Below are 21,594 nucleotides of genomic sequence, written 5' to 3' on the forward strand. Positions count from 1 at the left end.
ATATTAAATGGCATCTAACGTATCTAAAGGCCAGCGAGGCTGACCTTTCACTTCTAAATCTTCGGTTTGTCCTGCTTTTAGGCGCTGTAAACCAGCGAAAGCAATCATAGCGCCATTATCGGTACAAAATTCACCACGCGGATAAAATACCTCACCATTGAGCTTTGCCATCATAGTCGCGAGATTTTCTCTTAAACGAGTATTGGCGCTGACTCCACCTGCGACGACAAGTCGGTTATAACCTGTTAATTTAAGGGCTCGTTGACATTTTATCGCAAGCGTATCCACTACCGCTTCTTCAAACGCACGCGCAATATTAGCACGTGTTTGTTCATCATCAGGCTCTGCAGCAATTGTATTGGCAGTAAATGTTTTCAAACCTGAAAAACTGAAATTTAAGCCTGGTTTGTCTGTCATTGGTCTTGGGAACTTGTAACCCGCTTCGACACCTTTTGATGCAAGCTTAGCTAAGCGAGGTCCGCCAGGATAATCTAGCCCCATTAATTTAGCGGTTTTATCGAACGCTTCACCTGCCGCATCATCCACTGATTCGCCTAACACTTCGTATTGGCCGATACCATCGACCTTAACAAGCATCGAGTGTCCGCCAGATACCAATAAAGCAAGAAAAGGAAACTCTGGCGCATCATCTTCAAGCATCGGCGCAAGTAAATGCCCTTCCATGTGATGTACACCAATCGCAGGTTTATCCCATGAATAGGCTAAAGAGCGACCTACACATGCCCCCACTAATAAAGCACCAATTAAGCCAGGGCCTTTGGTAAAAGCAATACCATCAATATCATCGACCGTTGAATTGGCCTCTTTTAACGCTTGCTTAATTAATGGGACAATTTTACGAACATGATCTCGTGAGGCTAACTCAGGTACAACGCCGCCATAATCAGCATGTAACTTTACTTGACTATATAAAGCATGTGATAACAATCCTTGCTCGTCATCAAACACAGCAATTCCTGTTTCATCACAAGATGTTTCAATACCTAAAACCCGCATAGCAGCTCATCTTCCTAAAAATGTAAGGGCGGCAATTCTACCTCTTGATGAGAGGTTATTCCAGTCATCAAGGGACTAACTGCAAAATATGACAAGCCAATTACACAAAGTCGCCCATAAAGGGGGTTTACAAAAGCATCATTATCGGTGTAGAATTTCGCACCATTTTAAATAGCCTTGGTTAATCTACCTTTGATGGTAGTGCCAAATTAACTACACCTAAGGGGTGATGGCGTATGCCAATTATTAAAGTACGTGAAAACGAACCATTCGACGTAGCTCTTCGTCGTTTCAAGCGCTCTTGTGAAAAAGCAGGTATCTTAGCTGATGTTCGCGCTCGTGAATTCTACGAGAAGCCAACTTCTGCACGTAAGCGCGCAAAAGCTGCCGCTGTTAAGCGTCTAGCTAAGAAGCTTTCTCGCGAAAACGCACGTCGCGTACGTTTATACTAATCTCATTATGAGCCTAGTTGAACAGCTAAAAGACCAAATGAAAGAAGCCATGCGTGCCAAAGATAAGGCACGTTTGGGGACTATTCGTATGGCATTGTCTGCCGTTAAACAGATTGAAGTGGATACCCGCGAAACTCTGACTGACGAACAAACAATAGCCGTTTTAACCAAAATGGTAAAACAACGTCGCGATTCTATTGCTCAATATGAGTCAGCAGGTCGCCCGGAGTTAGCAGCATCTGAAGCAGAAGAGATTCAAGTTATTGAAACTTTCTTGCCTTCTCCTTTAACAGAAGAAGAAGTTGCGGCAATTATTGATGAAGCTATCGCTCAGGTAGGTGCATCATCCATGGCGGATATGGGCAAAGTAATGGGAGCATTAAAATCTAAAGTTCAAGGCCGTGCAGATATGGGTGCCATTGGCAGCCAAATTCGTGCTAAATTAAACTAGTTAAATTTTAATGTTGAATAAGCCGTGCATTATTGCGCGGCTTGTTTGTTTTATCTACATGGTAATGCGAGACCTATAGCATTTATGGCGATACCTCGTGACTTTATCAATGAGCTCATAGCTCGCACAGACATTGTTGATCTGATTGATCATCGTGTTCCTTTGAAAAAAGCAGGGAAAAATCACTCTGCATGTTGCCCTTTTCATAGCGAAAAATCACCTTCATTTACCGTGAGTCAAGATAAGCAGTTTTATCACTGTTTTGGCTGTGGAGCCCATGGCAATGCCATCGATTTTATTATGGAATATGATCGATTGGAGTTTGTTGATGCCATTGAGGAACTCGCTGGTAAATTGGGATTAGATGTACCAAGAGAACAAGGTACGGGTCCCAAAAAAGATCAAGGTTTGAGTCGCGATTTATATCAATTGATGGAAGAAGCCAATCTTTACTATCAAAGTCAATTGCGTCAGCACTCAGACAAACAAAAAGTCATCGACTATTTAGATTTTCGCGGACTGTCTTCAAAAGTAGTAGAGCAATTTGGAATTGGTTTTGCGCCAGATGGCTGGGATGGTCTATTAGGTAGATACCGTCAAAACCAAGCTGCACAAGACAAACTGCTTACTGCTGGCATGCTAATCGCCAACGATAACGGTAAACGCTATGACCGGTTTAGAGATCGGTTAATGTTTCCAATTCGCGACCGCAGAGGTCGTGTAGTTGGCTTTGGTGGTCGAGTTTTAGGCGATGGAACACCAAAGTACTTGAATTCGCCAGAAACGCCCATATTTCATAAGGGCAACGAGCTTTACGGCCTTTATGAGTTAAAACAGCGTCATCGAGATCCACAACAAGTGTTGATTGTTGAAGGATATATGGACGTTGTTGCATTAGCCCAGTTTGATGTAGATTATGCTGTTGCTTCATTAGGTACTGCGACAACCGCTGAACAATTTCAGTTACTTGTACGTAGTGCTAAAGAAGTCATTTGTTGCTACGACGGTGATAAAGCAGGTAAAGCCGCTGCTTGGCGTGCACTTGAAACTGCACTGCCCTTATTAAAACCAGGTGATGTGGTTCGGTTTATGTTTTTACCCCAAGGCGAAGATCCAGATACGATGGTTCGTCAAGTTGGTAAAGACGGTTTTGAAAAATTAATGCTCGATGCGCTCGACTTGCCCGCATTCTTATTTGAGACATTAACAGCCCAATATGGCACAGATAAAAGTGCACTGGCCAAACAAGCCATTACACTCATTGAACGAGTACAAGATACCGTTCTACAGAATTTACTCTTGGAGAATCTTGCGCATAAAATTGGTATGAATAGCGCAGATGATTTAAAGAAAAAATTGGGTTTTGCTGTTAAACAACAGCAGCCTATGAATAAAAAGGGCTTACAAGGTCGTGGTACGCCATTGCGATTAGCAATTGCATTATTAGTACAACGTCCTGAATTAGGGTTTGGCCTAGCTGCTCAACCCGCATTAGCCCATTTGCAAATCCCTGGCATTGCATTGCTCATTGATTTGCTAAACTTAACTCGTGAACAACAGTTTAACAGCGCACAACTACTTGAGATGTATCGAGAGCACGAACAAAAAAGTGCCTTGATAAAATTGGCCCAATGGGACCACCAAGTGGCGGATGAAAACTTAGTTCAGGAGTTTAAGCAAACCTTGATCTGGCTGAACAATCAATATATTGAACAGCACTATCAAGAACTGAGTCTTAAACAAACTCTAACAAAAGCTGAAAAAATTCAGCTAACGAAGCTGATTTCTATCATGAAAGGCATTGCGTAAGCACATTTTTTATTTCAAAAATGTTCAGTAAAGCAATGTCATGGACTAGCGTACTTTAGTTCATACAGCTATAATTGACGATTTGCTTGGCACTTATGCTTCGGCTAGTGTCCAGTCGTTATTTCAGTTACCCAACTTGGATGATATCTATGGAGCATACTCCGCAGTCGCAACTTAAATTGTTGCTTGCTAAAGGTAAAGAGCAAGGTTATTTAACCTATGCTGAAGTCAATGACCACTTGCCAGCTGACATGGTCGATTCAGATCAGATTGAAGATATTGTCCAGATGATCAATGACATGGGTATCCGCGTTTATGAACAAGCGCCAGATGCCGATGAAATGATGATGTCTGAGGACAACACCGATGAAGATGCAGCAGAAGAAGCAGCAGCTGCACTTGCAACGGTAGAGAGCGAATTAGGTCGCACAACCGATCCAGTCCGTATGTACATGCGTGAAATGGGCACGGTTGAGCTATTGACCCGCGAAGGCGAAATTGTCATCGCAAAACGTATTGAAGAAGGCATTAATACGGTTCAAAGCTCTGTATCTGAATACCCGCAAGCCATTGCGATGATTCTTGAGCAATTTGATAAGTATGAAGCTGATGAACTTCGTCTAACTGATATTATTTCAGGCTTTGTTAACCCAGATGATGACGATGTTGCGCCAACAGCAACACACGTAGGCTCTGAGTTATCAGAAGAAGAACTAGAAGACGAAGATGATGACGGTGATGACGAGGACGATGAAGAAGAAGGTCCAAAAGGTCCTGATCCTGAAGAAGCCAAAGAAAAATTCACCCAATTACGTGAAGCTTACGAAAAAGGCTTATTGGTAATCGAAAAGAAAGGTCGTGATCACCCTGAAGCCATTGGCGCTTTATTCGTGATTGGCGAGCTTTTCAAAGAATTCCGTTTAATCCCAAAACAGTTTGATCGCTTAGTTAAAAGCATGCGCACCATGATGGATCGTGTTCGTGTTCAAGAGCGTTTAATCCTTAAGCTTTGTGTTGAACAAGCTAAAATGCCAAAGAAAAACTTTGTTAAGTTCTTCACTGGCAATGAGACTGATTTAGCTTGGTTCCACGCTGAAAAAGACAGTAATAAGCCTTACGCTGAAGGCTTAAGAATGGTTGAAGAAGACGTTGTTCGTTGTAGCACTAAACTCGCAGCAATCGAAGAAGAAACCGGCTTAATCATCCGTGCTATTAAAGACATCAACCGTCGCATGTCAATCGGTGAAGCTAGAGCTCGTCGTGCGAAGAAAGAAATGGTTGAAGCAAACTTACGTCTTGTAATTTCTATCGCTAAAAAATACACCAACCGTGGTTTACAGTTCTTGGATTTGATTCAGGAAGGTAACATTGGTTTGATGAAAGCTGTAGATAAGTTTGAATACCGTCGTGGTTATAAGTTCTCGACTTATGCAACATGGTGGATCCGTCAGGCAATTACTCGTTCTATTGCTGACCAAGCGCGTACAATTCGTATTCCAGTACATATGATTGAAACGATTAACAAATTAAATCGTATTTCACGTCAAATGTTACAAGAAATGGGTCGCGAGCCAACACCTGAAGAATTATCTGAGCGCATGCTCATGCCTGAAGATAAGATTCTTAAAGTGTTAAAAATCGCTAAAGAACCGATTTCAATGGAAACACCAATTGGTGACGATGAAGATTCGCACTTAGGTGACTTTATTGAGGATAATACCTTAGAGCTTCCTTTAGACTCAGCGACAAGCGAAAGTTTAAAGAATGCGACTCACGAAGTATTAGCTGGTCTAACAGCTCGTGAAGCTAAAGTATTACGTATGCGTTTTGGTATCGATATGAACACCGACCATACGCTTGAAGAAGTCGGTAAGCAGTTTGACGTAACACGTGAACGTATTCGTCAGATTGAAGCGAAAGCATTGCGTAAACTACGCCACCCTTCTCGTTCAGAAATCTTAAAGTCGTTCTTAGACGAGTAAGTCTATAAAAAACGAGTAAGTCTATAAAAAGACGAAAAAGTCTTAATAGAACTAAGATAATCGAAAGATTAAAAAGCCCGCATAAAGCGGGCTTTTTTGTTGTTATAAATCAGCAATATCTATTCAATAGCCTTCCTATATTGCTTAACAGATAACCAAACGATACTCAGAAGTCAATTTCTGGCAAATTCAGTGGTGACAAGTAACAATAAACTTCGTATACTTCCCTCCGCTTTTGGTAGTGACGACTAACTTAAGTCGGCCCCTTAGCTCAGTTGGTTAGAGCATACGACTCATAATCGTCAGGTCCCCAGTTCGAGTCTGGGAGGGGCCACCAATTTTGATAAGCCGCTTAAAGAAATTTAAGCGGCTTTTTCATGTCTATTTTTCAACAAAATGGAATTCAACACTCCCAATCAAATAGTCACAGCTTATAACGTTGACCTTTCATGAGCTTTGTCTTTGACTGCTTTGGCAATCTCTAAATGAGTTTGAGCTGCCGTAATCGCTCTGACCGCTCTAGACTTAAACTCTCGTTGATAAAGGGTATATACCACCAGCAAGCTCGCCACAATCAATAGCATAGGGTTCCAGAACCAACACAGCGCCGCCATTGAGAAATAATAAGAGCGTAGACCATAATTATAGGAATGAGCAGCCTGATCACCTACAGTGGCCATTTGTCGGGAATAGGCAGCTAAATTTTTATTTTGACCTGTTGGGTCTATGGGTGCTGCGCCTATCATCACATTTAAAAAGCCATATTGACGCATTGACCAAGTAAATTGAAAAAAAGCTAATACAAAAATACCCGCAAGCAAAGCGAGCTTAACTTGCACTAATGCATGATTGGGCTCTGCAGCAAATGGTATCGAGCTAATGACGTCTTCAAGTCGCTCTACTTGCGCAAACAGCGTTAACACACCTGCTAAGACCAGTAAGGTTGTCGAGGCAAAAAATGCGATGTTTCGTTCTAAATTGGCCAATAAAGACGCTTCACCTACGCGGATCTCCTTGGTCATAACCTCTGCCATCCAATGGATTCGGTGTTGGTGTAAGCATCGAGCAATACAGTTAGTATTTTTTGCTTTTTTTCGAGCAAAAATGGTGTATCCCACCCAACAAAGGAAGAAACAGACAAGCGCTAAAATATCGAATAAAGAAAAAAGCATCGCTCTCAATTGGTTATTGGTGATGTGTTTAATTATGCATCACATTCTCTAACGCTTAAACCGCTTTATTAATAAAACATTATTCGGTTAATTGAGCGGTTAGTGTTACGTATTCAATCTATTTGCTGTAAACACGCTACTGCATGTAACGCTAAACGCTCGATAAAAAGAGAAACGCATTATATTGAAACGCAAACATACTTCATTTCAAGGTACTCATCCAAACCGTGTCTGGATCCCTCTCGACCAATACCAGAAGACTTAATCCCACCAAACGGAGCAACTTCAGTTGAAATCAGCCCTGTATTAACCCCAACCATGCCAAACTCTAACGCCTCTGAAACCCGATAAACTAAACTAATGTCGTTTGCATAAAAATATGCAGCTAAACCAAAATCTGTATCATTAGCCATTTCTATCACTTGTGCTTCATCATCAAACTCAAAAATAGGGGCGATGGGTCCAAAGGTTTCTTCTTTTGCTACTAACATGTTTTGCTGGCAATTGCTTATCACTGTGGGAGCAAAAAAGTGACCAGAATCTGTAAGTGGCTGACCACCAATTAATACTTTGCCATTAAGTGATAAGGCATTAGCAATGTGCGATTTGGCTTTATCAACGGCATCTTGGTTTATCAGCGGTCCAATATCAGTCTCTACATCAAAGCCATCTCCTACATTAAGCGCTGTAACCGCTTTGACGAACTTCTCAGTAAACTGTTCTATGATCCCTGATTGCACATAGATACGGTTTGCACAAACGCATGTTTGCCCAGCATTTCTAAACTTAGCTTGTATCGCCCCAGCTACAGCAGCTTCAATATCTGCATCATTGAACACAATAAAAGGCGCATTGCCGCCAAGCTCTAGTGATAACTTTTTTACTGTGGGGGCACATTGTTGCATTAATTTAACCCCCACGTCTGTTGAGCCAGTAAAAGATAACTTTCTTACCTGATGGCTTTCACACAAGATTTGACCTACTTTCTTTGCCTCTCCGATAACCACATTAAACACCCCGTTAGGAATTCCAGCCCTATGAGCAAGCTCGGCTAGCGCAAGCGCAGTTAATGGCGTTTGTGGTGCAGGTTTGACAATCATGCTGCAGCCTGCGGCTAATGCAGGTGCAGCTTTGCGAGTAATCATTGCTAAGGGGAAGTTCCATGGCGTAATAGCCGCGGTCACACCTATGGCTTGCTTTATGACGGTTATGCGTTTATCTGCTTGATGCCCCGGAATTGTCTCTCCATAGACTCGCTTTGCTTCCTCAGCAAACCACTCAATAAACGATGCGCCATAATTCACTTCAGCTTGAGCTTCCGCGAGGGGTTTTCCCTGCTCTAACGTCATAATCCTGGCAAGGTCGTCACTATGCTGCAGTATAAGCTGATACCACTTGAGCAGTATTTGTTGGCGTGCTTTAGCCGTTAACGCTTGCCAAGGGACTAATGCCTGCTGCGCTGCGCTAATCGCATAATGAACTTGTGATTCACTAAGTTGTGGCACACAGGCAACAAGCTCATTGGTAGCGGGATTGATTACATCTTGAGTGAAACCAGAATCCCCATCAATCCATTGACCATTAACGTAAGCTTGTTGACGAAAAAGAGAGGCATCTTGAACTCGGTGCATAGCATGACCTTTTAATGAAAATAAGTACCTAACCAACACTCAAAAACTGACTCATCAATAATTGGGATGGCTTACTCGAATAAGTTAATAGTAACTAAGTTTCATAGACATAACGACCCAAGATCAATTGTGTATTCAATGACGCTTCAAATGTCGTGCTTCAGCGATGTGATCTAACCGTCATCCAACGTATTAATGCCCTAAATGGATTGCAATCTTATATCAGCGGAGTATCTTTATTATTGATAGTGTGTCTTTAAAGGATTGAAATTAAAAGGATCGATATATGCTTGAAACGGGTTTTAAAGTCCTCTTTGTATTCGTTTTTTTTGTCATTGCTTACAAACTTATTTTTTCAGGTTCTCGTGGACTAACAATATTTGAAATGCATTTCAAAGAAGGGAAACTGAATAAACATTCGGGCAAAATACCTGAACGTTTCTCAAGAGAATGTAAAGCCATAGCAAAAGCTGAAAAGTTAACTTGTACGGTACGTGCTGAAAAGCAAGGTGATGTCAGATTACACGTATCTGCCAACGTATCAGATAAGTTAACCCAACGAATTAGAAATGTGTTTCCATTTGAATATTACGATAAAAAACAGCCTGATAATTCAAAATTAAAAGGCTAATTGCGATACTGCTAAGGTTATTGTCTTCTTAATAACCTTAGTTTTGCTCAATCTGCTATAGATATTTTAGACAGTTAGCTAGCTTTTAATAACTCTTTTAAATAACTCTTTTAATAACTATGGTTGCTTTTGAATAACCAAAGTCACTTGGGCAACTGTTACCCCAAACTTAATAATATCGCTTTTGTTAATGATAGTATTTTCATCCACTAAGAACATCCAGTCATCAAAGTGCACTTCATATTCTGACTCATCTACAATCAAGTTCATGTCATAAGCCCAACGTAACGCACTGCCCTTAGCTTCGCCTGTAGCAATACCTAAAATATCGTTAGCCTTTCCTTCATATTGGCCATTACCTAAATCAGTAATATGCCAAATTCGGGTTTGTTTTTCCCCATCATCATAAATAAATCGCTCATCAATAATACCTTGATTATCTTGCCAGCTAGCATCCATCGAGACTGTAAATTTACGAGTCACAGTGCCTGAAAAATCCTGAACAATGCCGGCTGCAGTCAATTTACCAGCAAAAAACTGCTGCAAATCCAATACAGGGGTAGTTTTATCGTAATCCTCGATTGAAGCCGATGAGCAAGACATTAAAGATAAAGCTGCCAAGGTTGCTATGCAAAATGACTTTATTCTATTTAGTTGAGTCATTATTTATTGGCTCCAATTAATTGCAGTCTAAGTTCTGGCCTACTGGTTTGCTCCGAAAGCCAAATATCCAAAAATGCGGCAGCAAAACCCGGTTCTTGAATAATGGGTAATGCTTGCTCATTGAAGTAAAACTGCCCTTTATCTTGGCTGTGCATCATAAAACTTAATCTATCGCCTTCCTTAACATCTGGCCATGCTTGTTCGATCTGCTGTTGCAATCGCACAATTTCTTCACTGTCGATACCTATGTGCAGCCATTGGTCGACCGTCGCTTCAATTAAATCTTCAGCATCAATATCGCGGTGATATTCAATCTCAAGCTTTAGCGGAAATTGGTCTTGTTGGTATTCCCCATCTACAGACATCAATTTTGCGCTATAAATAGAAAACCACAGTAAGTCCATATCTGCCTGCCCTACCATTTTCAACACACTTGATTCATTAGTATCTTGTTTAGTCGCAGGCATTGATTCTTGAACTGTTATAGCTGTCGTTGCAGCTTCAAAGTCAGCGGTAACTGCGGCTGAAGAAAATGGGCTCAGAGTCAGGCATAAAGTCGCAGCGATTGTTCGCAAAGAATTCTTAGTATCATGTTTAATATTAAAACTGGCTAACCAACGTTTTTTTGTCGTTATTGATGACGTTAACATTGCCGTTCTACTAGATAGTTTCATGCTCCTTCCTCCTTTATGACAGTTGATTAAAGACGTTATTTGAATAGTGTTTGGCTTGCTTTAGACCGATAGATTTTGCTAGATGCAAAAAAGATGGAAACAACACAAACCAAATTACAAACAATACAATCGACGTTGTAGCAGTTCCTTGAGGTAAGGTCACTGCCCCAAGGTTAGCACCACCGATATAACTTAAGCTGCCAAATACGCCACCTAGCAGTGCTTGAATAGCAACGGGCAAATGGTTAAACAGTGCCAGACTGTAATTTAATGAGATAGCAAAATATGCCCAAAGTAGCCCTAACCAAATAGGGAATGAAGCGAACTCAAATATTCCAAATACCGTCAGCAATAAGTCGACTAAACAGCCCGCTAAGGCGCTTACCAGCATAACCTTAAGGTCCCACTTCTTTTGCTGACTCACCACAAAATGCCATACGATTAACAATGCGGGTATGACAATTAATTGGTTTCCGGCTAATACACCGGCCCACCAAATAACCTGAAATGCACAAGCATTAATAATGTTGGTATGGCTATTCATTGTTAAGCACCGCTTGCTAAAGCAGTACGATACTTGGGACGAACAGCCACCAAATGCACCGCACTCGTAGTGCGCTCTAAAAAGCCACCTTCGCAATAACTTAGATAAAACTTCCACATACGAATAAAGTCTTCACCGTACCCAAGCTGTTTAACTTTTTGCTGCGCGTGATCAAAACGTTGATGCCAGTGAAGTAATGTTTGTGCGTAATCTTTCCCCATATCATCAATTGACCAAACAACCATATCGGTTTGTTTTGCAACATGTTTGTTCATTTCACTTACTGATGGTAAACAGCCACCAGGGAATATGTAACGTTGAATAAAATCAACACCTTTTCGGTAGCTGTCATAGCGCTGATCGGCAATAGTAATAGCCTGAATAAGCAGTCTTCCTTCAGGCTTTAATAAGGTTTCAAGCTTCTTAAAGAAGCTCGGTAAATACTCATGCCCCACCGCTTCAATCATTTCTATCGATACAACCCGGTCATATTCACCAGTCAATAATCGATAATCTTGTTTAAGTAAGGTAATACGATCACTCAAGCCTTCTTGCTCGACTCTGTTAGCTGCGTATTCATACTGAGCGTCTGAAATTGTGGTTGTGGTGACATTGACATCAAAGTGTTTCGCTGCGTAAATCGCTAACGCTCCCCAACCCGTTCCCACTTCAAGCAATGTTTGGCCAGGTTTTAAATCCAACCGCTCACAAATGGTGTGCAATTTGTGTAGTTGTGCTTCTTCTAGGCTGGCGCTGTTATGCGGATATAACGCACTTGAATAGAGCATTTCTTTATCCAGAAATTGCTCATACATTGCATTACCTAGATCATAATGCGCTAGAATATTACGCTTAGAGCCTGATGTAGAGTTGCGGTTGAATACGTGTTTGATGCGATTAACACCAACACTAAACCATGAAAAGTAGCGTTCAATATTGTCTAAAAGTGCAAGGTTTCGAGCAAACAATTGAACCACTTTAGTCAAGTCTGGACTGGACCAATGCCCTTGAATGTACGCTTCACCAGCGCCAATTGAACCACCCCAAATAATTTGCTTGTAAAAACTAGGATGAGAGACTTGGATAGTGGCATGTAAATCTGAATCAAAATTGCCAAAACTGACACTTTGTTCTGCGCTAGCTTGATCATCGGAGCTCACAATCGTTAAATAGCCATCAGAAAGATGCGTTAATGCTCTTAATAAAATTTTCTTGGCAAAACCTTCGGAAATAGTTGCTTGAGCTAAGTTGGCACCTGTTGCTGTATTTTCCATATCACTCTCCGCGTCCTACGTTAATCTGTTTATCATTATGATGTTGATATACGTAACAAGTTGTCATTTGGTTTAATTTAAGTTTGCGGGTGAACCACAAACGGGATCCGCTTTACAAACAGTTTTAAAGCTTGCCAATAAATACCCCACATTATTTTCACTGTCATAATAGGAAACCCTATCAACATCTTGCGAATGTTTGCGGCAGTAAATGTTCGACGCTTTAAGTAAAGACTCGCATCAAATAGTTTGTTATTAGCGTCATCTCGGTTTTGAATCGTGACGTTAAGTCGCTTACTGGGTGGGGTAATTTTCCATTGATAATGCATATCAAGGTCAAGAAAAGGCGAAACATGGAACACTTTATCAGTGTATTGAGTATCCTGCAGATCCACTAAATAACAATGTCGCTCATCCCATGGTGTATTACTCACCTCTGCGAGCATATAGATAGGTTCGCCGTCTTGATAGCAAAAGTAAAAGTTAACAGGACTGAAGTAAAAGCCAAAATGCCTGATTTGCCCAGCAAAGATAACCGAGTCACATTGAGTGCTAGCCCCCAACTGTGTAATGGTCCAAAGCACTCGATGCTTTAAACCAGCCTCAGGAGACATAACATCACAATCTGCCATTAATTCAATCACTGCTTCATTAGAAAATTGGCTAGTAAGATTGTTTAAATAATCACTTGGATTAAACTTCAGCAAACTCCATTTCGACAAACCAAAAATTTTACTGACTTTTTCTAGTTGGTTAACCTCATCTAAATCTATCGCCATCAAAGCCATCTCATATTCAAAAGAATGAGATTTAGGCGTAAACCGTCTGTGGCTTACCTCGCCTTGGTAAATACCACTTTGGAATTTGTCAGACTCTACCACTGATGTCATAGGCTAATACCGAAGTTATTACATACATCTAAGCCACTGCGCACACCATCTTCGTGAAAGCCGTTATACCAATATGCACCAGCAAAATGAGTATGACGCACGCCACAAATTCGGCTTCGCTCTTTTTGAGCGGCCATACTCGCTTCATTAAATACCGGATGAGCATAGTTAAATTTACGAAGGATTTTACTCTCATCAATCAAATGAGTTTGATTTAAGGTGACACAAAAGGTGGGTGCATCTTTAGGAAGACGCTGCAATATATTCATATTGTAGGTCACACTGGCGGGTTTATTCGCGATATCACTCGCATCAACCCCTTGTAAACGATAATTCCAGCTTGCCCATGCTGCTTTTCGCTTTGGTAATAGGTTCACATCGGTGTGTAATACAACTTCATTATCTTGATAAGCCATCGCCCCCAGAACTTGATGCTCATCTTCAGAAGCGTCTGTTAGCATGGCTAGCGCTTGGTCACTGTGACAAGCCAATATGACTTCATCGAAGTACTGCACTTCTCCATCGTTAATTTTTATATTGACCCCATCATGCTTACGCTCAATTGACGTTACCGGAGAATTGAGAAACAAGCGCTGTTTGAATGGTTCAATAAGTGCAGGAATATAACTACGAGAGCCACCTTCAAGTACATACCACTGCGGACGGTCGCTGATATTCAACAATCCGTGGTGATGGAAGAATCGAATGAAAAATCGTAACGAAAAGGCACGCATGTCGTTAATGCTGGCAGACCAAATGGCGGCGCCCATAGGTAAAATGTAGTGTTCACTGAAAAAATCAGAAAAACCTTGGCTATCTAAAAACTCGCCTAACGTGTCAATTTGATAGTCTTCTGCATCATAAATGGCTTTACATTGATTATTAAACTTAACGATTTCAGCTAGAAATCGATAAAAATCAGGTTTTAATAAGTTACGACGCTGAGCAAACATGCTCCAAAGCGTGTGGCCATTGTACTCTAAACCTGTTTGGGTGTTTTGAACGCTGAAACTCATTTCTGTAGGCAAAGACTTTACATCTAATCGTGCCATTAATTTCTGAAATCTTGGATAAGTACGATCATTAAATACAATAAAACCACTATCAATAGCGTAGGGTTTCCCTCCCACCTCGACATCAATTGTTGCCGTGTGCCCACCGATATAGTCATTCGCTTCAAATACAGTCACTTCATGTAATTGACTGAGTAAATGAGCACATGTTAACCCTGAAATACCTGATCCAACCACTGCAATTTTTTTCATATTAATCCTTTATGATTATTATTGTTTTAGACCATTTATACTGTTCTAGAGGCCAAAATCTCAGTTTTAACCATTTTAAGAGTGCTTCTGCGCTTTAGGCGCAAGTAAATTGTTAATCAATCCCGAAGGTAAACAAGCTAAACATTTCAATATATAGGTAAAACGTTTAGGGAAATGAATCTCATCACGACCTTTTTTCAATCCACTAAAAATATCAATAGCCGCTTGTTGCGCAGAGATTTTCATCGGCATCGAAAAATCGTTTTTATCTGTTAGTGGCGTTGATACAAAGCCTGGGCATATCACACTGACGCCAATATCGTGTTGCGTTAAATCTAACCGCAAGCTACTTGCAAGGTAATTAACAGCGGCTTTTGACGCGCCGTAAGCTTCCGCACGAGGGAAAGGTAAATAGGTCGCACTTGAGCTCATTAAACCGATACGGCCATGAGCAGCAATAAGTGGTAAAAAAAACTGTAAACAATACCCCATTGCAATCAGATTAGTGTTAATCACTCTTTCAAATAAAGCGCCATCAAATTGAAGCGGATTATCGATATACTCACAACTTCCCGCATTGAGAACAACGGTTGTTAGCGTTAGTCCTTTATTATTCAGCATAGTGTTAAGTTGCATTGATGCTTGTTCTATTTGATATTTATCATTGATATCAAACATCAACGGATATGCACCGCCAATGGTGTTGAGCGTTTGCTCATTTCTACCACACGCAAACACATGGTATCCCAGCTCAATATAATGACGTGCTAACGCAAGCCCAATACCAGAGCTTGCACCTGTGATTAAAATCGCTTCCTGTTTAGCTGTATTGGTTTTCATGACGATGCCCTAGACTTAACCATACGAATCAATTTTCCCAATAGTGGAATGGGTTCATATAGCATCTGGCCAAGATCGAAGTAATCACGGTGAGAGTAGATTTTATCTGTGAATTGCAGATGGCTCATGCCTTCAACATTAATAGGCTGGCCATGATTCAGCTTAGAATGCTGGTAAGTCATGACCCAAAAAACTGAAGCTTGGCTTGCAGAGGCACTTACTTGCTGTATATCAAAGTTGATAGCCTCAACATTGGCATACATGTTCGCAAAGTACTGGGTCAGATCAGCTAATCCTTCTACTTTATGTAGTGGATCTTGAAACACGATATTCTCACTGTAGACCTGATTCAGAAGGTGCAAAGTATTCTTATTGAGCTGTTGATACATGTTAATGAAGTCATCAACAATTTGCGCCTGAACAGGCGTATCGAAATTCATCGGCTCAGGTAACTCACTAACGGTATTAGTGCTACTGTGCATTTAACTCTCCTTGAACCATTTCACTAAACATCATGTTTAATTTTTAAAAGCTGAAGTACAGTAAACAAAAAGCAATTAAAACGAATAGTTATCTATTGATAATAAGCTTAGTTACTGGATTTGTCTTAAAAATAATCAAACAAAACCTAAATATTTTATATACCCTTAAGTACGTTGAAATAGCTTCTAAAGATCAAAAAAAAGCACCTAGGTTACCCTAGGTGCTTTTTACTAATGCTATTCAGCTATATGATCAACTTAGTATTGATTCACCAGCTTGCTAAAATTGACTGAACAGCTTATTGATAACCTCTTACCGCGATTGGGTTCCAATGCTTTTCAACTTCATCTTTAATAAACATCTGTTTAGCTTCACTTAGTTTAGCTTCATTAATTCCCACAGCGGCATGTGCTGACTCTTTCGAGCTAATATCTGGATACTCAACCTTATCCACTTTAAGACCAGCTAATACTTGTGCAAGTACCGCTCTTGCCATTTTAGCTTGAGATGTTGCTCGGCTCAGCAGCATACGGCCTTCGTCTGGGTTATGGGCATATATACCGTGTGAAGCCATCGCAAAGTCCCAGTGCCATTGACCATGCCTAATAGACATAATCGCACTGTTCATTTGCTCCCAATTAGCACCAGCATCCCAAGCTGCTTTCGCTTCATAATGGGCTTTCACTAACAAGCCTTCAACCTCACGAGCCATAGCTTCAATTTCATGCTTATCAGCATCAAGCTGGGCTGTGATCGCTTCTTTGCTTTCATGGCACGCTATACATGTCTTATCAAAATGAGGTAATGCTTTATCAACTTTATGGTTGGTAAACTCTTCACCTTTTGCATTTTCTTCAACTGGCATGTGGCAAGTAATACAAGTCACATTCGCCTCTGCATGTTTACTGCGGCTCCAGTGTTCAAACTCAGGGTGACGCGCCTTGAGTATCGGCGTTTTAGAAATAGGATGGATCCACTCATAAAATCGGCGAGTGTCATAGTATTTTAAAATATTGTCAGTATCACTGCCAAAAATCCATGGCATGTTAACGACGTTACTTTTTTCAGGTTGGAAGTAGTAAGTCACATGACATTGACCACATACTTGTGCCCCTTGCATTGATGCATCTTGTTTTTCAAACGGAATACCTGTTTTGCTCATTGCATTTTGAGCATGCGGACGAGGTAGTGCGAGTTCAGCACTGCCATCTACATGGCAATCAGTACAATAAACAACACTATTAATCTCCGTACCTAAGTCAGTAAAGTTAGACGCTGAATACCCTTCAAACCCCATCTCTTTAATTAAACGAGGTGCATCAGGTGTTTTACATGTCCAACAGCTTGCTGACGTGCCTTTTTCACCTTCCTTAGGTGGCACGCCAGTGCGTAATGTGTGGGTGACATCTGCAACCGCAAATTGGTGCCCACGGGGACTGTGATACTCTTTGGCAAATGAAGAACCTGCCCATAAGATAATGTTAGCAGGGTAACTTGCTAACATATCTTCTCGCTCTGTTTGCTCTTCTGTTTCGGCCCAAGTTTTATATTGGTCAGGAAACTTAGTTTGATTGATATCTGTTTGGGCGCTTGCAGCGAAGCATGAAGCTAAGCCCAATACAGCAACAAAACTCGCTACACACTTTTTAGTCATCCCCAACACCTTGCTGTTATTTTGTTTAAACAAAGCTAATTGCTTATTCACAGTTTTTCCTTACAACGTAATAAAATGTCATAGCTCATCAGGCTATTAACCAGGTCGTCCATCAATTCTTGGACGAGATAAAATAGGACTATAATGCCAAACGAATAGCGCAAAGGCCGTAAACCAAAAGCCACCCGCAATCCATAACCAAACCTGTGTATTAGCTGGCATAAGTAGCGGCATCACCGCTCGAAATAAAGCTGCAATAGGTAGGCACGCAAATGCTAATACCATGTTTGGACCTTGATAAATGTTTCTGCTGGTATGTCCAAGTGACACCCTTGAAATCATTGATAAACACAATGAAGCTAAACAGCCAATGGCAAACAGGTGCAATAAACTCCGATAAGCAAACTCATCATTGATAAACCAACCTAAACCCAACAATGAAATAGGCAAGGACAGATACGATAGATGTAACGACCATAGCATTGGCTCTTTCACTGTTTTGTGCGGTAACCAGCGGCTGATTCTGACTAAGTGCAATACGCCAGCACTTAGCAATAGCACTTGCTCAACCGCTATTGGAAAGATTTTAAAAATGGCTTGTATAACAAGCGCAATCATTAACACAAGTAAGCTTTTCTCAATGGCAAAAATTGGTTCGGCTTTTGGCAGCTTTACTCTCATCGCCGTGAAAAAAGGAATGACTCGACCACCTACTATCGTAATCAACAAAGCCAACCAAAATAACATTCCTTGCCAAATTTGATTAGCTAAAATGAAATTACGTTCTTGTAATGCGTAATAACTCACAAGATTAACCACAAGCGCCACTGTAAGCATGATAGAAAAACCAATATTTTGCCATTGCTTCACACGATAAACATTCCGCCACATAGTGAAAGCTGCAATGCCTAAAAACACGCTATCAAAAAAAGCAGGTAAAAATAGTGGAATATCAAAAGGCAATAACAGCAATAGTCTGGCTAAAAACCAACTGGTAAATGTTAAAGCCAACATTGGCCCTTTCAAGCTAGGTTGATTAGTCCAAGTTTGTACTGCCGTCAGTAAAAAACCGCACACGATAGCCATTGCAAAGCCAAATAACAGTTCATGTGGATGCCACCACAAAGGCAATACATTTGACCAAAATTGACTATTAAACAAACTGTATTCGGGAATATACCAACCCATTAACCATAATGGGATATAAAGCATAGCTAACGCTGCACCGCCTAAGAAAAAAGGCCTAAATGCTAATCGCCATATTGCTGCGGTTTTTTCAGTTTCTGCCGGATCGTCAATATTTAGCATGATATTCAAACCTTTTAACTTAACGTGAGGAATCACTTTAAAGATGCATTTAAAATATATGTTTATTGTATGTTGTTAATTCCATTCCAGCAATCATTAAAAATGGTCAGTGTTACTAACCTAGTTGAAACTGTGATCTCTCGCAAATAAAGGCAATGAACTATCTTGATGACTTCGATTTAAGTTAGATTTGAAAAGGCAGTGTTAACAACAAAAAAGCCACTTAAAAGTGGCTTGTATTGATAAAAATTAGATAAGGCATTAACGCTTTAGCGAACTTAATACTTCTATTGCTCGCTTGCGTGCAAAGCTGTGCTCAACAATAGGCGAAGGATAGTCCACTGACTTGGCTTGCTTATCACTAAACAAATCATCAAACATTTGAGTGTCTTTAGTAAAGGTAGGTTGGTGAATTGTTTTTAGCAGCGCATCTTTCAATTCAGGTACATAGTGTTTAATAAAACTCGCATCGGGATCAAACTTACTGCTTTGATTCATCGGGTTAAACACTCTAAAATAAGGTTGTGCATCGCAACCTGTTCCTGCCGACCATTGCCAACCACCATTATTCGCGGCTAAATCACCATCAATTAATTGTTGTCTAAAATAGCGCTCTCCCCAACGCCAATCTACAAGTAAGTGCTTGGTTAAAAAACTTGCCACCACCATTCTTAATCGATTATGCATCCAACCAGTTTGATTAAGTTGCCTCATGGCAGCATCAACAATCGGGTAACCTGTTCGTCCTTCACACCAAGCAGAAAACTCTTCAATGTTATTCCGCCATTGAACGGAATCTCCTTTCTCATTAAAGCTTTTTTCTTTTGATAGCCTTGGAAAAGCCACTAATAAATGACGATAAAACTCACGCCATGCCAGTTCATTAATCCAAGTTTTCGCAGGACTGGTGTCGTCCACCAGCGCTTCAGGAAATCGATTAAGGGCAGAGGCTAAACACTGCTTAGCACTAATCACTCCAATCGCTAAATAGGGGGATAATTTACTGGTACTGTCTAAAGCAGGGAAATCTCGCTCTAATTGGTAATCTTGAATACTCTGCGAGCAAAATTGCTCTAAAATGCGTTTCGCCTCTCCTTCTCCAGCACGCCAAAGATGACTCGACTTTTTTTCTGCATCAAAGACAATTGCACTTGGCTCGGGTAAGGCCGCAGCAATTGGTTTCGGAACAGCAAGCGGTGCTATAGCCATACCTGCAGTAATCTCACGCCACTTTTTAGAAAAGGGAGTAAAAACTTTATACATTTGCCCTGATAGGTTGTTCACGCAACCAGCGTTAACAATGCAATCTTGAGCCACAAAATCAATTGGAAGTCCTAATTTAAGCAGCTTCTCATCACGTTGACGTTCATTAATTTCGGGTTCTTGAGTCGCAAACACTTTTTCTATTTGATGTTGCGCCAAAAACGATGGCATCCACTCAACAACATCATCAAATAAAGGAAGGTGCACTACGTGAAGTTTAACCCCAAGTGTTGCTAACCCTTTGGCTAAAATATTGACATGTCGTTCAATAAAATCAATTTGAATGGGAGCAACATCATGGCGGCGCCACTGCTCTGTGTTGACAACGTACAAGGCTACGACTTGTTCGTTGTTCGCTTTTATTGGACTTGATAACGCAGATTTCGCGTAAGCAAATGCTTCACAAAGCGCTAGGTTGTCAGCAAGACGCAAGTCTTGCCTAAACCAAATGAGTGTTTTCATCATTAAGCCTCTATCTCAATAGGAACAATTATTTATATTATCAGTGAGATAAATTTAGTAGGCGTAACGTAGTCGTAATGCCTCAGGATGAGGATTTAGGTACACCTGGCCTTCAATGTAAGGCGTTGGGTACTCACGTAAGTAATGGTTAATCAGGGTTATTGGTACCAACAAAGGCAACACACCTTCACGGTACTTCATAATTGATTCGCTCAACTCTTGCTTTTGCTCTTTTGACAGATGCTTTTTAAAGTATCCTTGAATATGTTGCAGTGTGCTGGTGTGATTTTTTCGTGACGCGATAAGTTTCAGCGCCGTCATAAACCCTTCAAAATAAGTTTGAGCTGACTCATTTAGATCTTCTATGTTGGCTAATATCGGACCTAAATCTCGATACCATTGCGGGCTATGCGCCATAAGTAAATACTTGTAACGAGCATGAAACTGCATCAGTTTGTGCTTTGTCCAACCTTCAGCCTGTAAACAATGCCATTCATGATATGCATAAACACGAGTAATGAAGTTTTCTTTAAGTAAAGGGTCATGTAAACGCCCTTCTTCTTCGACTGGAAGATGAGGATATTTGTCCATCAGCTTTTTGGCAAAAACACCCACGCCACTTTTAGTCCCGTTATTGGTGCCGTATTTATATTCGATAACACGTTCCATACCGCAAGTCGGTGATTTAGCGCAGAGAATATATCCGCCAATAAAATCGAGCTCGCCAACTCGTTTTTCGCTGTATTCGTTTAATTTATCAGTAACATCAATTGAACCGTCTGCACTTTTGACAAAGATTTTATCGCCATCACGCTCTTGACGTATACTTTTTCGTGGAGCCCCCATTCCAATTGCCATTTCAGGACATACACTGATGTAGTCAAAAAATGGTGCTAGGTCGATATTACAATAGTTAGAATTTTTATGGCCGCCATCAAAACGCACTTTTTGACCTAATAGACAGCTGCTAATACCAATTTGAATTTTTTCAGGGTTAAAGATTTCTTTGTTCACGATACAACTCCTTGTGGCTTAATGAGCATTACGTCATGTCATGCTATTGAGATCACTTGTGTCTTTAAATATTAGTCTTTAACTCATTAAATTATAATAAAAAGTAAAATTAATT

At 40.7% G+C, this 21,594-nt stretch carries 20 protein-coding genes and 1 tRNA gene; 6 read left to right on the forward strand and 15 right to left on the reverse strand.

Going from position 1 to position 21,594, the window contains the following annotated elements; all coding sequences use genetic code 11:
- Positions 1–3: 3 nt before the first annotated feature.
- Positions 4–1,017: a tRNA (adenosine(37)-N6)-threonylcarbamoyltransferase complex transferase subunit TsaD gene (tsaD, locus tag J8L86_RS02450; protein WP_055024251.1), complete on the reverse strand. Its 1,014-nt coding sequence runs from the start codon at positions 1,015–1,017 to the stop codon at positions 4–6.
- Between the two features lie 236 nt (positions 1,018–1,253).
- On the opposite strand from tsaD, the gene rpsU reads away from it, so the two are divergent.
- The 5 genes from rpsU (at position 1,254) to J8L86_RS02475 (ending at position 6,048) form a co-directional block, all read left to right on the forward strand.
- Entirely contained in the window at positions 1,254–1,469 is a 216-nt protein-coding gene (gene rpsU, locus J8L86_RS02455; protein WP_055024252.1) for a 30S ribosomal protein S21, read from the forward strand.
- 7 nt (positions 1,470–1,476) lie between these two features.
- A complete protein-coding gene (locus J8L86_RS02460; protein WP_055024253.1) occupies positions 1,477–1,920 on the forward strand; it encodes a GatB/YqeY domain-containing protein in 444 nt (147 codons plus the stop codon).
- Between the two features lie 84 nt (positions 1,921–2,004).
- On the forward strand, positions 2,005–3,729 hold the full coding sequence (gene dnaG, locus J8L86_RS02465) for a DNA primase (RefSeq protein WP_211028523.1): 1,725 nt from the start codon (positions 2,005–2,007) through the stop codon (positions 3,727–3,729).
- Positions 3,730–3,878: 149 nt separating this feature from the next.
- On the forward strand, positions 3,879–5,711 hold the full coding sequence (gene rpoD / locus J8L86_RS02470; protein ID WP_055024255.1) for an RNA polymerase sigma factor RpoD: 1,833 nt from the start codon (positions 3,879–3,881) through the stop codon (positions 5,709–5,711).
- A gap of 260 nt (positions 5,712–5,971) precedes the next feature.
- Positions 5,972–6,048 (forward strand) — tRNA-Ile (locus tag J8L86_RS02475).
- A 94-nt stretch (positions 6,049–6,142) separates the two neighbouring features.
- On the opposite strand, the gene J8L86_RS02480 is transcribed toward J8L86_RS02475, so the two are convergent.
- Positions 6,143–6,883 (reverse strand): DUF599 domain-containing protein, encoded by a 741-nt coding sequence (locus J8L86_RS02480; protein WP_055024256.1) that lies wholly within the window; start codon positions 6,881–6,883, stop codon positions 6,143–6,145.
- A 179-nt stretch (positions 6,884–7,062) separates the two neighbouring features.
- The gene (locus J8L86_RS02485; protein WP_211028525.1) at positions 7,063–8,514 is read right to left on the reverse strand and encodes an NAD-dependent succinate-semialdehyde dehydrogenase; all 1,452 of its coding nucleotides are present in this window, start codon (positions 8,512–8,514) and stop codon (positions 7,063–7,065) included.
- 286 nt (positions 8,515–8,800) lie between these two features.
- Here J8L86_RS02485 and J8L86_RS02490 point away from each other — a divergent pair, with 286 nt between their 5' ends.
- Entirely contained in the window at positions 8,801–9,145 is a 345-nt protein-coding gene (locus J8L86_RS02490) for a DUF3634 family protein (RefSeq protein ID WP_211028526.1), read from the forward strand.
- Between the two features lie 117 nt (positions 9,146–9,262).
- On the opposite strand, the gene J8L86_RS02495 is transcribed toward J8L86_RS02490, so the two are convergent.
- The 12 genes from J8L86_RS02495 to J8L86_RS02550 form a co-directional block, all read right to left on the reverse strand.
- Entirely contained in the window at positions 9,263–9,748 is a 486-nt protein-coding gene (locus J8L86_RS02495) for a DUF3833 domain-containing protein (RefSeq protein ID WP_231919088.1), read from the reverse strand.
- Positions 9,749–9,807: 59 nt separating this feature from the next.
- Positions 9,808–10,482 (reverse strand): chalcone isomerase family protein, encoded by a 675-nt coding sequence (locus tag J8L86_RS02500; protein ID WP_211028528.1) that lies wholly within the window; start codon positions 10,480–10,482, stop codon positions 9,808–9,810.
- A 13-nt stretch (positions 10,483–10,495) separates the two neighbouring features.
- A complete protein-coding gene (locus J8L86_RS02505) occupies positions 10,496–11,026 on the reverse strand; it encodes a DUF2878 domain-containing protein (RefSeq protein ID WP_211028530.1) in 531 nt (176 codons plus the stop codon).
- Between the two features lie 2 nt (positions 11,027–11,028).
- Positions 11,029–12,300 (reverse strand): cyclopropane-fatty-acyl-phospholipid synthase family protein, encoded by a 1,272-nt coding sequence (locus tag J8L86_RS02510; protein ID WP_211028532.1) that lies wholly within the window; start codon positions 12,298–12,300, stop codon positions 11,029–11,031.
- 77 nt (positions 12,301–12,377) lie between these two features.
- Positions 12,378–13,190, reverse strand: a complete 813-nt coding sequence (locus J8L86_RS02515; RefSeq protein ID WP_211028534.1) for a DUF1365 domain-containing protein — start codon at positions 13,188–13,190, stop codon at positions 12,378–12,380.
- The gene (locus J8L86_RS02520) at positions 13,187–14,455 is read right to left on the reverse strand and encodes an FAD-dependent oxidoreductase (protein WP_211028535.1); all 1,269 of its coding nucleotides are present in this window, start codon (positions 14,453–14,455) and stop codon (positions 13,187–13,189) included. Before J8L86_RS02520 ends, J8L86_RS02515 begins: the two co-directional genes overlap by 4 nt.
- Before the next feature lie 75 nt (positions 14,456–14,530).
- Positions 14,531–15,295: an SDR family NAD(P)-dependent oxidoreductase gene (locus tag J8L86_RS02525; protein WP_065109010.1), complete on the reverse strand. Its 765-nt coding sequence runs from the start codon at positions 15,293–15,295 to the stop codon at positions 14,531–14,533.
- Positions 15,292–15,735: a nuclear transport factor 2 family protein gene (locus J8L86_RS02530; protein ID WP_211028634.1), complete on the reverse strand. Its 444-nt coding sequence runs from the start codon at positions 15,733–15,735 to the stop codon at positions 15,292–15,294. Before J8L86_RS02530 ends, J8L86_RS02525 begins: the two co-directional genes overlap by 4 nt.
- Positions 15,736–16,076: 341 nt before the next feature.
- Positions 16,077–17,432, reverse strand: a complete 1,356-nt coding sequence (locus J8L86_RS02535) for an ammonia-forming cytochrome c nitrite reductase subunit c552 (protein ID WP_211028635.1) — start codon at positions 17,430–17,432, stop codon at positions 16,077–16,079.
- A gap of 96 nt (positions 17,433–17,528) precedes the next feature.
- Positions 17,529–18,740 (reverse strand): NnrS family protein, encoded by a 1,212-nt coding sequence (locus J8L86_RS02540; RefSeq protein ID WP_065109009.1) that lies wholly within the window; start codon positions 18,738–18,740, stop codon positions 17,529–17,531.
- 261 nt (positions 18,741–19,001) lie between these two features.
- Positions 19,002–20,468, reverse strand: coding sequence for a deoxyribodipyrimidine photo-lyase (gene phrB, locus J8L86_RS02545; protein ID WP_211028537.1), 1,467 nt, complete (start codon positions 20,466–20,468; stop codon positions 19,002–19,004).
- Positions 20,469–20,519: 51 nt separating this feature from the next.
- Positions 20,520–21,482 (reverse strand): DUF523 and DUF1722 domain-containing protein, encoded by a 963-nt coding sequence (locus tag J8L86_RS02550; protein ID WP_080915183.1) that lies wholly within the window; start codon positions 21,480–21,482, stop codon positions 20,520–20,522.
- Positions 21,483–21,594 lie beyond the last annotated feature (112 nt).

This window comes from Shewanella sp. MMG014, from assembly GCF_018100775.1.
Lineage (GTDB): Bacteria > Pseudomonadota > Gammaproteobacteria > Enterobacterales > Shewanellaceae > Shewanella > Shewanella japonica.

Excerpts from the sequence above, each read along its gene's own strand:
- J8L86_RS02520 (WP_211028535.1), bottom strand. The coding sequence starts at position 14,455 with ATGAAAAAAATTGCAGTGGTTGGATCAGGTATTTCAGGGTTAACATGT.
- J8L86_RS02485 (WP_211028525.1), bottom strand. The coding sequence starts at position 8,514 with ATGCACCGAGTTCAAGATGCCTCTCTTTTTCGTCAACAAGCTTACGTT.
- J8L86_RS02480 (WP_055024256.1), bottom strand. The coding sequence starts at position 6,883 with ATGCTTTTTTCTTTATTCGATATTTTAGCGCTTGTCTGTTTCTTCCTT.
- J8L86_RS02530 (WP_211028634.1), bottom strand. The coding sequence starts at position 15,735 with ATGAATTTCGATACGCCTGTTCAGGCGCAAATTGTTGATGACTTCATT.
- dnaG (WP_211028523.1), top strand. The coding sequence starts at position 2,005 with ATGGCGATACCTCGTGACTTTATCAATGAGCTCATAGCTCGCACAGAC.
- J8L86_RS02495 (WP_231919088.1), bottom strand. The coding sequence starts at position 9,748 with ATGTCTTGCTCATCGGCTTCAATCGAGGATTACGATAAAACTACCCCT.
- J8L86_RS02540 (WP_065109009.1), bottom strand. The coding sequence starts at position 18,740 with ATGCTAAATATTGACGATCCGGCAGAAACTGAAAAAACCGCAGCAATA.
- J8L86_RS02500 (WP_211028528.1), bottom strand. The coding sequence starts at position 10,482 with ATGAAACTATCTAGTAGAACGGCAATGTTAACGTCATCAATAACGACA.
- tsaD (WP_055024251.1), bottom strand. The coding sequence starts at position 1,017 with ATGCGGGTTTTAGGTATTGAAACATCTTGTGATGAAACAGGAATTGCT.
- J8L86_RS02535 (WP_211028635.1), bottom strand. The coding sequence starts at position 17,432 with ATGACTAAAAAGTGTGTAGCGAGTTTTGTTGCTGTATTGGGCTTAGCT.
- J8L86_RS02460 (WP_055024253.1), top strand. The coding sequence starts at position 1,477 with ATGAGCCTAGTTGAACAGCTAAAAGACCAAATGAAAGAAGCCATGCGT.
- phrB (WP_211028537.1), bottom strand. The coding sequence starts at position 20,468 with ATGATGAAAACACTCATTTGGTTTAGGCAAGACTTGCGTCTTGCTGAC.
- J8L86_RS02515 (WP_211028534.1), bottom strand. The coding sequence starts at position 13,190 with ATGACATCAGTGGTAGAGTCTGACAAATTCCAAAGTGGTATTTACCAA.
- J8L86_RS02505 (WP_211028530.1), bottom strand. The coding sequence starts at position 11,026 with ATGAATAGCCATACCAACATTATTAATGCTTGTGCATTTCAGGTTATT.
- J8L86_RS02490 (WP_211028526.1), top strand. The coding sequence starts at position 8,801 with ATGCTTGAAACGGGTTTTAAAGTCCTCTTTGTATTCGTTTTTTTTGTC.
- rpoD (WP_055024255.1), top strand. The coding sequence starts at position 3,879 with ATGGAGCATACTCCGCAGTCGCAACTTAAATTGTTGCTTGCTAAAGGT.
- J8L86_RS02525 (WP_065109010.1), bottom strand. The coding sequence starts at position 15,295 with ATGAAAACCAATACAGCTAAACAGGAAGCGATTTTAATCACAGGTGCA.
- J8L86_RS02510 (WP_211028532.1), bottom strand. The coding sequence starts at position 12,300 with ATGGAAAATACAGCAACAGGTGCCAACTTAGCTCAAGCAACTATTTCC.
- rpsU (WP_055024252.1), top strand. The coding sequence starts at position 1,254 with ATGCCAATTATTAAAGTACGTGAAAACGAACCATTCGACGTAGCTCTT.